The organism is Lamprobacter modestohalophilus, assembly GCF_016583905.1.
GTDB classification, from domain to species: Bacteria; Pseudomonadota; Gammaproteobacteria; order Chromatiales; family Chromatiaceae; genus Lamprobacter; species Lamprobacter modestohalophilus.
Genome location: NZ_NRRY01000037.1, coordinates 13,595 through 26,238, shown reverse-complemented (window position 1 = coordinate 26,238; position 12,644 = coordinate 13,595). Strand labels below are relative to the sequence as shown.

The 12,644-nt window shown below is 59.5% G+C and carries 8 protein-coding genes; 1 reads left to right on the top strand and 7 read right to left on the bottom strand.

Annotated elements, in window-relative coordinates:
• Nucleotides 1-4: 4 nt before the first annotated feature.
• From CKO42_RS18220 to CKO42_RS18190, 7 genes are all read right to left on the bottom strand, one after another.
• Nucleotides 5-721, bottom strand: coding sequence for a M48 family metallopeptidase (locus CKO42_RS18220; protein WP_200247154.1), 717 nt, complete (start codon nucleotides 719-721; stop codon nucleotides 5-7).
• Nucleotides 721-3,834 carry a type I restriction endonuclease subunit R gene (locus CKO42_RS18215; protein WP_200247152.1) on the bottom strand — a complete coding sequence of 1,038 codons (3,114 nt, stop codon included), beginning with the start codon at nucleotides 3,832-3,834 and terminating at the stop codon, nucleotides 721-723. Before CKO42_RS18215 ends, CKO42_RS18220 begins: the two co-directional genes overlap by 1 nt.
• A 91-nt stretch (nucleotides 3,835-3,925) precedes the next feature.
• The gene (locus CKO42_RS18210) at nucleotides 3,926-5,146 is read right to left on the bottom strand and encodes a restriction endonuclease subunit S (protein WP_200247150.1); all 1,221 of its coding nucleotides are present in this window, start codon (nucleotides 5,144-5,146) and stop codon (nucleotides 3,926-3,928) included.
• A complete protein-coding gene (locus CKO42_RS18205; protein WP_242479506.1) occupies nucleotides 5,137-7,869 on the bottom strand; it encodes an HsdM family class I SAM-dependent methyltransferase in 2,733 nt (910 codons plus the stop codon). Before CKO42_RS18205 ends, CKO42_RS18210 begins: the two co-directional genes overlap by 10 nt.
• 67 nt (nucleotides 7,870-7,936) lie before the next feature.
• Nucleotides 7,937-8,920 carry a GIY-YIG nuclease family protein gene (locus CKO42_RS18200; protein ID WP_200247140.1) on the bottom strand — a complete coding sequence of 328 codons (984 nt, stop codon included), beginning with the start codon at nucleotides 8,918-8,920 and terminating at the stop codon, nucleotides 7,937-7,939.
• 813 nt (nucleotides 8,921-9,733) lie between these two features.
• A complete protein-coding gene (locus CKO42_RS18195; protein ID WP_200247137.1) occupies nucleotides 9,734-10,507 on the bottom strand; it encodes a hypothetical protein in 774 nt (257 codons plus the stop codon).
• Nucleotides 10,508-10,699: 192 nt separating this feature from the next.
• A complete protein-coding gene (locus tag CKO42_RS18190; RefSeq protein WP_200247134.1) occupies nucleotides 10,700-11,116 on the bottom strand; it encodes an H-NS histone family protein in 417 nt (138 codons plus the stop codon).
• 379 nt (nucleotides 11,117-11,495) lie between these two features.
• Between CKO42_RS18190 and CKO42_RS18185 the strand changes: the two genes are divergently transcribed.
• On the top strand, nucleotides 11,496-12,593 hold the full coding sequence (locus CKO42_RS18185) for an endonuclease/exonuclease/phosphatase family protein (protein ID WP_200247132.1): 1,098 nt from the start codon (nucleotides 11,496-11,498) through the stop codon (nucleotides 12,591-12,593).
• Nucleotides 12,594-12,644: the final 51 nt, after the last annotated feature.

Sequence of the window (12,644 nt, the reverse complement as noted above, 5' to 3'; positions counted from 1 at the left end):
AATATCACTCGTTCCATTCCTCGGCTCCCAAGGGGAGCTCGTTCAGCTCTGCTCGGGCCTCGCGCCAGGTTGGGTAGTGTTTGGTCAAGAGTGCGATGAATCGGTCACTATGGGTTGGCTCCAATAGGTGTGTCATCTCGTGAACGATGACGTACTCCAACAGATCCTTTGGCTTCTTGACCAACTCGGTGTTGAGGCGGATATGCCCCGCTTCGGGGTTACAGCCACCCCATTTCGTCTTCATGCGCTGCAAAAAGTATGCGTCAACGGATACGCCTAAGCGCGGCTCCCAGTGTTGGATCATCCCCGGCACGACTTGATGAAGCAGTGATTTATGCCAGGTGTGCATTATTTCGGCGCGTTTCGCTTGGTCACTGCCAGGACGGACAGATAAGCTGATGCGTCGATGGTCCAGGCTAACGCCTGGTTTCGCATCGCGCTCGATGATGGTCAGCAGGTGTCTGCGGCCCCAGAGATAATGGCTTTCGCGCTCGATGAATTGGCGCGGCGTCTCCCGGGCCTGATTGCGCAGTTGTTGCTGCTGGACGCGTATCCAGCTGAGTTTGGAGATCGCGTAGGCACGCGCGACCTCTAAGCGCGTCGACAGTGGCGCGGCCAACGTCACGCGCCCATCAGGTGGATGCACCGATAGGTGGACGTTCTTGATCGCCTTACGGGTGACCAGGATCGAGATGTCACCCAGTTGGATCTGCTCGGTCATCAGTAGCCGGGTTGATTCTTGATGAGCTCAAAGACCGAAAGCGTCGCCGTGCGATCCTGCGACAGCAGCGGAAACAAGGCGTTGAGCACTTGGGATTCGCGCGCTTGATCGCCCTTCCAGCCAGCCGGCGCATGCTGTCGCATGGCTTCATCAAGGCGCAGTGCGAGCATCGCCCGTTCATCCGGGTCGTGAGGCCAGACGAGGCCGTCAGTGCTGAGCTGCTCGAGGTTGTTGTAGAGCACGATGGCTTCTGGACGGCCTTGTAGGACATCCGGATGCGAGCCTGAATCCTTGGTTGCAAGCTGCTGAACGAGTGCCTCGGCTTTCTTCAGGAACTCCTCGTACTTCTCGGCACTGTCCCGGCTTTGCTTGATCAGGTCATCGAGCAGCTTGGACATGTGCGCGTAGAAACGCGGGTCGGTGAGCTGATCACGCACGATGGTCTTGCGCACGTTGTTGATGATGCCCTCGGCCACCGCATTTTTCGATAACTTGCCCTTCTGGTTCAGCTTGCGGGCAATGGCATCGTGGATGCCGGTCTCGATGATGAGATCCACCAGCGTAAAGGCGTTTAGGTTGCCCTGCGGATCGGCTGGGTCTGCTTGGATATAGGTGTTGAGCAGATGGCGCATATCCGCTTCGTAGGGCTTGATATCCAGCTCTTCGCCGGAGTGCTTCTTGATCGCATCGCGGGTGTCGCCATGGAAGGTCACCGCCTCCTGCAAGGCATCCGCCTCGGACTGCGAATAACCGGCGGCGATGAGGTCCTGAGCCAGCGCCGCATAGGCGCGCACGAAGGTAGCCGTCGCCTTGTAGTAGCTGATCCGCAGCTGCTCTGTGTTGTTGAGCCCCTCGGGGTCATCGGCGGCACCACAGAAGTAGTGGAGATACTGCTCGAGTTCTTTTGGGTCCGGTACTGGCTCGCATAAGTAATGCAATACCTCCCAGGCCTCGTCGAGCTGCTGCTTGCCCTCGCTGAGCCAATCCTTAATGTGGACGTTGTTGTCGTCCGAACCGCCACCGCTATCGATATCAAGCTCATCGGAACTGTAGACGGCGATGGCCTGCTGCACATCGGTAAACAGCTCCTTGAAGTCGACGATATAGCCGTAATCCTTGTCGTCGCCATCCAGGCGATTGGTGCGACAGATGGCCTGGAACAGGTTGTGATCGCGCAGCTCGTTGTCGAGGTAGACATAGGTGCAGGAGGGCGCATCGAAGCCGGTCAGCAGCTTGCTGACCACGATCAGCAGCTTGCAGTTGGCCGGCTCCTCGCGAAACCGCCGTTTGATCTCAAGCTCGTAGGTCTTGGTGCTCTGCTTAGGCGCGAGGACGTGCTTGGTATAGGTGTCGAACTTATAGCGTTCGTCACTGTTGGCAGGTAGCCGCGAGATCGCGTTGTGGTTCGGCTCGAACGAGGTGATGATGCCGCAGTATTGGCCAAAGCTCGTGTTCTGAAACAGCCGGTAGTAGTGGCACGCATCGTAGATGGACGCTGCCACGAGCAGCGCTGTACCACGGTCGTTGTTCAGGCGCGGCCGTAACCCGAAATCATGAACGATGCTGGCGATGATGCGCTGCTTACGCTCACCGGCGCTCATCAGCTGCTCCATGGTCGCCCAGCGTTTGCGCAGGATGGCCTGCTGGTAGTTGTTCAGGCCCTTGGTCTTCTGCGCAAACCAGTTGTCGATGTCCTTCTGTGAGGTCAAGCGCTGCGGGACGTCGCGGGCCTCGTACTTGAGGTCAAGGACGACCTTGTCGGCGACCGCTTCGTGGAACTTGTAGGTGTGGATGTAGGTGCCGAAGATCTCGCGCGTGGTCTTCTTGTCCTTGCGCAGGAGTGGCGTGCCCGTGAAGCCAATGAACAGTGCGCCCTCCATCCAGCGCCTCATCTGCTGGTTCATGTGGCCACCTTGCGTGCGGTGGCATTCATCGACGAAGACGTAGAAACGCCCATGGATCGGTGGCGGCGGGCCATTGAGATCAGCCGGATCGAACTTATGGATCAGGGCACAGAGTACCCGTGGCGTCGTCGCGCCGAGCTTCTCGACGAATTGAGCGCGATTGACAATCCGCGGCGATGGGTCGTGTTCGCCAATCACCCCAGCGTTGCGCATCACGCCTGCGATCTGCTGATCGAGCTCGTCGCGGTCGGTGACGATGAGCACGCGGGCCTGCGGGTCGTGCTCGAGCAGCCACTTGGCGATGAGCACCATGAGGATGCTCTTGCCGCTGCCTTGGGTATGCCAGATGACGCCGCCCTCGCGCCGTATGATCCGCGCTTGGGCGGCCTTGATGCCGTAGAACTGATGTGGCCGTGGCACCTTCTTGATGCCGGCGTCGAAGATGACGAAGTTCCGGGCCAGGTCGAGCAGCCGGTGGCGATCGAAGAGATAGGCGAGCGGTTGATCCAATAACCCACCAGCGGCGAGCGGCCCCGTTGCAGCGATCACGGGCTGGGCGTGGCTGTCCTCCTTCCAGCTGACAAAGAACTGTTCTGGTGTTGTCGTGGTGCCGTAGCGAAGCCCCTGCGTGTCATTGCCGGCGGCTAAGAGCTGGACGGTACTGAAAAAGCCTTCATTGAAGATCGGCTCCTGGTTGGTCCTAAGCTGCCGCACGCCATCGGCGACTTCCACCGAGCCGCGCTTTAGCTCAATCACGGCGAACGCAATCCCATTGATGTAGATCACCAAGTCCGGGCGACGCTCGTAGCCACCGCGCAGCGTGACCTCCTCAGCCAAGCCGAAATCGTTGTGCTCTGGGGTTTCCCAATCGATCAGATGCACCGTCTCATGCGGCTGGCCAGCGGCAATCTGTACCTGAACGCCATAACGCAGCAGTTGGTAGGTGCGGAGATTGGCCTGATACAGGGTCACGCCAGTGATGTCTGCAGCGGCCTCGAGCTTCTGCAAAGCGGCGGCGATGTGGGCGGAGGAATAGCCGCGCTGTTCAAGGTTTTTGCGCAGTAGCGCAGTCTCGATGGGCCGGTTCTGATCGCGCTTGTGCCAGTCGCCGAGGTAGTCATAGCCCAGACAATCCGGATGGGTCTCGTCCGTGAATAGCGAGACGACGCGATTCTGTGTCAATCGTTCGGGGCGGATCTGCTCAGGCATCGCTGTTCTCCGTGAGAATGATCTGATTGGTGCGCTCACAACCCTTCACGTGACGCACGACAGTCGATGTGGTCGGGGATGGTGTGGCTCTTCAGATCAGCCGAGTCCTTCCGGTCAGCAGTTCCTGCATCATGCCTTGCTTGAGGGCTCGGGTTTTGTCGCGGCGTTGTTCGAGGGCTTCGATCTCGTTGTCCATATCGGAGAGGACTGCAGCGATAGCGGCTTGCTCTTCTTCCGGTGGGATTTCCAACTCAAGCGCGGCAACATTTGCTTTTGAAATTTCTAAAAACGTCGAGCCGAACGACCTATCTATCATCTGCTGCTTCATTGTTAGCAGCTTGTAGTAAACAAACTCGTTATTAATCCCTGGTTTGCAAATTAGCGACTTGAATCCTTGGTTTGTGGTAATTGCGGTTAGTGCAATTCTTACTTCCCCGATTGTTGCGCGACTACACAGAAGTAACGTACCGGGTGGTAGCAACTTTGCTCCACTCTTACTGAGTCCGAGGTTAGTAATTTTGCGCTCCGTGTTGTTTATATACTTTGCTTGGCACCGAGTAATATCGGTAGGCGTGCACCACTTAATATCACCATTCCAATACAAAAAGTCTCGCGTAGAAGGGGTACCACCGCTTACTATTTCAGCTATTTCGCCTATTATTTTAATTTCCCATACGCCATCAAACCCCGCCAGCCGAGTTTGCCCGGTGAGCAGTTGCTGCATGGCGGCTTGCTTAAAGTTGCGCTTCTTGGTGATAAGGCTGCCTAAGCTATCTACTAGAGCTTCAATGTCGCATATAACAGTAGTAATTGCCCTTTGTTCTTCATGATTTGGAAAGGGAATCCTAAGTGTTGCAAAATCTTTTTTATATATATGCTTTTGGGATGTTCCCTGCCCGCGGATTTTGAAATGGTGTTGGCGAGTGTTTATCTGCGATCTCAAATAGAGCGGGATCGCCTCACTTTTTATACGAATACAGCCCATTCGCTGATTCAATACGTATCGATCATCTTCAGGGATTAAGTCACAAAGGCCCAGGAGATTACCATGAGCCAAGTCGCTCAATACTGTTACAAGGTCGCCTTTTTTGAGAGACCCATCCAAAATATCTATCTGCTTATGATCTTTTTTTAAGTAGCCATCAATATCAATACTGTCCAATGTAATCAGAAAATATTGTCCGCCATCCTTGATATTTTTTTCATAGGGCTTCCCGTTGAAAAAATCGGCAACTTCAAGAATACCAAGCACATCCCAATCTTCGGGAATGACACCTGCTTCCGTCTGCTTATAGCCCGCCTTCATTTCCATACTGCCCCCATACGTTCCAAATGCCCATCGACACGCGCTGATAGCGTCTCCACCTCGTCAACCAGCGCAGGCAACGGCGTGGCATAACGCTCGGCAAGTTCCTGCACCCGACCTGTCAGACGTTGCGAGACTCGCTCGACCTCGTTCTTAACATCGGCGGCAATCCGGGTCATCCATTTGTCCTCGATGACCAGGGTTTTAACCTCGTCTTCGGTCAGCTCGGGATATTTTTCATAAGCAAGGGTATCGAGTTCACTTTCCGCCTCCTTGATCTCGGATTTGACTTTGGTCTGTTCGTCAAGCAGCTGGAGATAACGCATGGCGACATGGAGGTCTTTGCACTCCTCGGGCAGTGGTTCCTGACCGAGTTGCGTCAATAACTCCTTCTCGGCTGCTTCCATCCGTGCCTCGGCCTGCTTTGTGGTGGCTTTATAGCGAGCTTGAGTCTCGATATAGTCTTTGAGCAGCGTGCGCTCCTCGCCCGGCATAATGCTGCCGAGACGATCCTTGACGGCCTTGGCGGTTAATCGGCCTTTGCCGTTCTTCAGCGCGATCAAGTGGTGATGGTTGGCCAGTTCCAGCAGGTGGTCGGCGAGTTCTTGCGCTTTTTCGGTCAACGCGGTGTAGGCATCGAATGCGGATTTGTCCTGTTCACCCCACAAGTCGACCAATGCCTGTGCATAGGCCTCTAGCGCGTCAGACTTTGTGGAGACCTCATACAGCGGGCCGTCTTCGCTGCCGTGCTCTTCTTTATGCTCTGTGAGCGTCGCCTCAAGGTCCGCGAGCTTGACCTGCTTGGTATCAATGACTGACTGCTTCTCGGCGAAGAAGCGGGCGATGACCAGTGCTTTGGGGACCAGGTCGCAGGTCCAGCCCTTGTCTTTGGTGCTGCCTTTTTTCTTACCGTTTTTGACCTCTTCCACCAGGCGGTAGGTCTTGGCCACCCAGCCCTCGGCGGCGATCAGATAGCAGTCGTCCTGCATGGTCTCGTCCCAGTAGTCCATCAGGTGCTGGTAGATGTCGTAGCCATCGAGCAGCGGCGCGTCGTGGAAGGTCGCGAGCAGATCCTCGGCGATGGCTGTAATCAGGGCCTTTGGCTTGGCATCGCGGTCGAACGCGCGCAAACGTTCGGTATTGTCAGTGCGCCAACGCTCAAACAGCTTGGTGATGGTCGTGGTGAAGCGGGTGAAGTCTGGATGCCCGAGAATCTCGGCCTTGATCGCAGTGCTTGGCAGCTTTGGGGTGCTGTAGCCGTCACGGCCGGCGGATTGAAACAACGCCGCGCGCACGTCAGGCAAGACCCGCCAGAAGTGTCCGAGTGCATCGATATCGGACTCTGGAATCCCCCCGCGCAGGTGACCGTCGATGTCCTGTTGGTCTTCAGGTTCGGTGCTATCGATGTAGCGCGGTAAGTTGAGGTTGTAGTCGTTCTTGGCGTCGGCGATCTCGTCAAACGGCACCATGCGCGCATAGCGCGGCACTTCAGTCTGCTTGCGGAAGGTATCGACAATGCGGTGGATATCCTGGGCGCGCAGGCGGTTCTTGTTGCCGTCCTTCTTAAAGCCACGAGAGGCATCGATCATGAAGATGCCGGTGCGTGCCTGTGCGTTCTCCTTGTCGAGCACGAGGATGCAAGCGGGGATGCCGGTGCCATAGAAGAGGTTGGGCGGTAGGCCGATGATGCCCTTGAGGATGCCGGAGCGGACGAGCTGTTGGCGGATCTCGGCTTCGGCATGGCCGCGAAACAGTACGCCGTGGGGCAGAATGCAGGCGCCTTTGCCGGTGCGGTTCATCGTGCGGATGATGTGGAGCAGATAAGCGTAATCGCCCTGTTTTGTGGGTGGCACACCCCACTGAAAGCGCTGATAGGGGTCGCTGTCCGGCGTGAGCCCGGTCCGCCAGCCCTTATCCGAGAACGGTGGATTGGCGACCACATAGTCATAGGTCCGCAGCTGATCGCCCTGCTTGAACTTGGGATTGGCGAGGGTATTGCCAGCCAAGATGTTGGCAGTCGGGAAGTCGTGCAGGATCATGTTCATGCGCGCCAGACCGGCGGTGGTGACATCCTTCTCCTGGCCTTCCAGCGTGATATGGGTGCCGGCTTGAGCGGCGACTTTGAGCAGCAGTGAGGCCGAGCCGCAGGTTGGATCAGAGGCCGTGGTGGATGCCCTAGCGTTGTCTGGTGAGATGCCAACGATCTGCGCGATGACGGAACTGACTTCGGACGGCGTGAGAAACTGTCCTTTGCTTTTTCCGCTTTCAATCGCGAAATTCCGCATCAGGTATTCATAAGCATCCCCGAGGATGTCGTCGTTGTCGGCGCGATTCTTGGAAAAATCCAGCTCCGGGCGTTGAAAGATCGCGACCAGATTGGTGAGGCGATCGACCATTGCCTGGCCTTCGCCGAGCTTGTTCGGATCGTTGAAGTCAGGAAAGTCACTGCGCGCGAGCCGGCTATTCGCGTCGATCAATGGCTGGATGATCTGGGTGTTGATCTTGTCGCCGATGTCGCTCTTGCCCTTGAGTTCAATCATGGCCTTGAAGCTTGCGCCGGGCGGGATGGTGACCGGGGGTGCGAAGGCATCGGCGTACTTGTCCGAGATGTACTTGATGAACAACATGAACAGGACGTAGTCCTTGTATTGGCTGGCATCCATGCCGCCGCGCAGCTGGTCGCAGGAGGCCCAGAGGGAGGAGTAAAGATCGGATTTCTTGATGGCCATTGGATACGGTGGTTGTGTTCTCTATCGATGTCCGACGTTCTTGGGCATGCGTGGCGGCGATGCGTAGCTACGGTGGTGCAGTGTCAGGCACGGCTGCGGTTTGCTCGGCTTGGTTGATCTGCTCTTCTTGCCAGGCGGCGTAGGTCTGCTGCGTGCCTTTGACCTTCCACTCGATGCGGCCGTTAGCGGAGCGGCCGACCACGACGGCGCCGGCGGCACTGGGGCTGGAGAAGGCGATGTCTTCAGTGAGGATCAGCCAATCGGAGTTGGGGTCTGGATCGGGCTGTAGGGTGCCGTCCTCGATGAGCTTGCGATGCAGCTTGGCGTAGCCCTGATCCTTGGTTGAGATTTGCTTCCAGTGCGTGACCGTGCGCGAGCCTTTGAGGAGCACGAAATCGCCGTCGATTTCTTGGGCCTCGGCATGCAGGCCGGTTTTCTTGTGGTCGAGGGCAAAGACGGTGCCAGCAGGCTCGGGGGGCTGCGTTGCCGGGTAGCTCGTATCTGTTGCTGTTGTTGATACCGATGCTGTTGGCGCTTCGCGGAAGAACTCGAGCCCGAGCACCGGCAGGATGAGCCGGATCTGCTCGATGAAGAATTCCATGTCGGAGCAGTCTGCTTCGGGCAGTGGTACTACCGGCGGCGCGGTGCCGTTGTCGAGTTTGGCGCGCTTGGCCTTGGTCGCGATGCCGATCAGGCGCGATTCCAGATAGCGCGCGTGCGCCTTGGTGATGTTCTGGTCCTTGCTGGTGATGACGCAGGTGCGCTCCCAGTAGGTCTTCTTGTCTTCCTGGTTGTGCTGCTTGAGGCGGGTGCCGACTTGGTCGCTCTCGCCGATGTAGAGCATCGTGCGATCGGGGTCTTCGGGATCGCGACCGTGCAGCAGGTAGACGCCAGTGCGGGCGACCTCGGGGCGGGCGAGGAACTTAGGGAGTTCGGTGCGAGGGCCGGTCAGGACGTGGCCGGTCCAATTCATGATCTCGGCGGTGATCAGACCTGTGGATTTACCGTCGACGAGGAAGAGCCGGACGCTGCGGCCGATGGCATCGGTCATCGGGCGGCGCTCCGTTGCGGGCGGGTACCTGTGGCCAGGAAGGCTTGGTTGGCGCTTCTGGGGACGATCAGATGATGAGATGTTCTGGCCATCGTTCGATGTTCCTGCAGTCTTCCTTTTGTCCTTGGGCCGGAACGGCGCTTGAAGTGCCTCCGTAGTATAACGCGGACGTATGTCTGAGGGTAATAGCTCGCGGCGTTGTTCGGCGGGATCGGCGAGGCAGGAGCCGAGCATGGCGGAGCGCCGGTGCGCGTTAGCGCTGCCGGTGCGGAGCGTCCAGGGATGGGGTGTGCGATGTGCCCACGTTGTGGGCCCCGGGGCTGATCGCGGAGCGGCGCACTGGACGCCGCGCGCGACAGCGTTGTGCAGCCCCGTTGCGGCTCAATGCAGGTACCCGACGGGCCGATGCTCACAGGCGTCGTCGTCCCCGCTGCCCGGGGGATGGCCCTGGAGCGCGCGTTGCAGGTCGGCCTCGAAGTAGCAACGGTCGAGCGGCGAGGTTGGCAGGCGGTCGTACCAGTGGCACCAGGCGAGCCGGTAGCCCTCGGACCAGGCCGCTATGGCTGCGGGATCATCCGGGGGTGGCAGGCAGCGGTGCTTGGGGCGGGTGTGAAAGGCGCGGCGGCCGAGAGTGCGCCAGGTGGCGAGGGAGTGAGTTGGCGAGAAGGAACGGGCAAGCGAGGTTTCCACAAGGCCTCCGTGCGTTGTCCAAGTGCCCTTTGAGCATAGACGATTCCGCAGGGGCTCACCAGATGGCACCGCGAGGATGCCTTGGTTGCGTGACGCTCGCGCGGTGAGGCGCGCGAGGTGGATCTAGCGAGGCTTGTTTATCCCGCAGGTGTTGAGCTGGTCGAGTAGCTCCGGATAGTCTGCGAGGCGCTGCGCGAGGGCGGCGCGCACGTCGTCTTCGCACAGCCAGCTGTCGGGGCTGTCTTGGGGCTCGTCGTTGGGTTCCATGCTGTCGAGCCAGGCCATGGCGAAGCCACCGAGCCAGAGGCGTTGGATGGCGGGACTGTCGAGCGGCGGGAGTGGCGCGGCCTTGGGACCGGAGCGAAAGACGCCCTCTCCGGCGGTGATCCAGCATTCTTCGCGATCTGAGAGACCCGGCTTTGGGTGGTCGGCCGGGTGCATGGCGGCTGGGGTTGCGGGGAGGTCCGGATAACGGTGTTGGATGGCGGGCGCGGTTGCGTGCACGGGTGGTTGGTTCTCTCTGGATGGAGCGTTGGATTCGCTTGCGGGCATTGAGTGGAGCCAGTTGGCGTCGAGTTCCTCAAAGACAATTGGCTTGTAGGTGATCCGGGCGTAGAGGTAGACGGCAAGGCCGGGGATGATCAGGAATAGCCCGGAGTAGTCGATGAGCAGGATCGGCAGGCCGATTAGGACAACGATCGTGGAGATGGCTTCGGTGGCGGTCATCGGCCGTTTCGGGCGGCGCTGCTGCTTGGGCTTGGGTGCCGGGGTGGCGGCGACGGTCTGCACGTGAGCGGTGGACGGCTTCTCTGAGAACATCTCTTCTTCGGGGCGGCGCGCCTGGCGGATGAATCCAGTGTGGTGCTTTGTGCGGCTCGGCGTTGTGACGAGGAACACGGCTTGATGTGCGCGGCGGAACGGATGCGAGCGAGGATTGACGGGCGTCAGTGCTGCGGGGGTGATGGGGTCGGTGGTCGGGGTGTGATGGGTTGTTTTTTTTATCGTTGTGTATAGATCCCCTCTGACAAGGGATCTTGTCAGCTCGGCACCGGTGGGGCGTGCCGAGCGGACAGGCGGTAGCGGCGGGGTTTAGGCGGCGAGCTGGACCAAGTGCTCGGACTTGAACTGCTGGCGGTGCTCGGCGTCGCTGGGGTCGAAGCCGTTGGCGGCCATCTTGTCGATCAGCCAGGCCGGCATACGGCCGCGCGTGTAGGTGTTGTCGGGGTTGTCGGGGTCGGCATAGCGGGTGTAGTTGGCCTGGGCATCGTTGGCGCTGCTGGCTGAACGGCGGCGCTTGCCGTTGAGCGAGCGGCCGATCACGAGCTCGGTGATCTCCTCGAGGGCGTGTCCGCGCTCGCTGATCATGGTCTTGATCTCGGCGGCGAGGTTGGCCTTTTCTGCTTCGCGGCGCTGTTGAAGCGCGACATGGAGGGCTTCGCGTTCGGCGGTAATGGCTTCGAGCTGGGCTTTCAGTTCATCGGCGCTGAGGTGTTCAGTGGTGTTCATCAGTGGCTCCATCTTTCGTGTTTCGTTTGGGATCACTCCGCGCTGCGCTAATGGCGATCGCGGGTTGATCTGTATCATTCGGTGTTCTTTTACAGAATGCAAGGTGAATGAGCATGTTTGCCACTGATTCTGCGAGTCGTGACCGTTTTGAATGGGCGTTTGTATATGACGCGATAGCGATAACGCGCAAGTCATCCGATCATTATTATCGGTGCCGATATCAGGGCGAGTCCCGGTTGGTGCCGAATGTAGCAAGACGCCAGACTCGCGCCTGTGACTGTGCGAACGACTCGTGCAAGGGCTGCGGCGCTCGAAGCCTGCCCGCTCAATCCCCACCATTGCGCCATCATCAACGACGGCTAGGCGCTACTCGACACCCATGCGATCCCTTCTGACGCTAATCCCCGCGGCCTGGCTGCTGCTTGCGCTTAACCCTGCCCTAGCCGATGGGCTGCGGCTAATGACCTGGAACGTCGAGGGCGGCAAGCAGCCCCCGCGCGTGGTGGCTGAGCGTGTCGCGCAGGCGCTGGCTGAGGTCGGCGCGATCGATGTGCTTGTGCTGCAGGAGGTCGTGGCTGAGGAGCAGGTGCGGGCCGCGGCTGAGGCAGGCGGCTTCGCGCATTGGGCGATGAGCGACTTCTCGCCACCGATGCGGATCACCGACGCTTGGTGGAAGTCGCTCGAGGTGGCGATCCTGAGCCGGGTTCCGATCGAGTCGGCTGCCGAATGGGATCTGACCGGACGCAAGCCGACCGGCGACGGCTACCCGCCACGGTCCTCCGATGCCGGGGTTCCGAGCCTTGAGCTGCGGGTCGATATCGACACCGGCGATCCGGCACCTTCGCGGGGCTTCTTGCGGGCTGATCTGGCCACTGGGCTAACCGTCTATGCGGTGCACTGGAAAAGCTCGCGCGGTGAGAATTGCACGGCTGATGACCGCGAGAACGCGCGACGGCGCGAGGTCCATGCAGCCGGGCTGGCGGCGGATGCGGTGGGCGTGCTCGAGGCCGGGCGCTCGGTCATCGTCGCCGGCGACTTCAACATCCAGGCTCCAGGCCGGGTGCTGCGCGTCGGCACCGATCCGGGCGAGGACTGCGCGCCGACAGACGGTACCTGTGAGGGCCTGTGCGGCGCTGGAGGGCTGGATGGCTACGACGACAGCATTGCGATCTTGCTAGGGGTCGATGACACGGCGCGGCTGCTGTCTGGCGATCTGGACTCGACTTATGTGCTGCGGCACTTTCCGGGTGGGGCGATCGATCACATCCTGGTTGCCGGTCCTGATGCAGATGCCTTCTTCGGTTCCTGGACGCCACCGGTCCACGGCCAGCGCTGGCAGGGGTCGGATCATCGGCCGGTGATCGCGCAATACATGCAGCACTGGTGTGCGCCCATCGACGAGGGCCTGATACGACCACAGCGCCCAGCGCCTACGGGGCGCCAGGCAGCGGCCTGCGACCGGCATGGCAACCGCTAGCGAGCGGTCCGGTCTGCTGAGGTGCCGGGCAAGCGGGCTTAGGATGGTGAT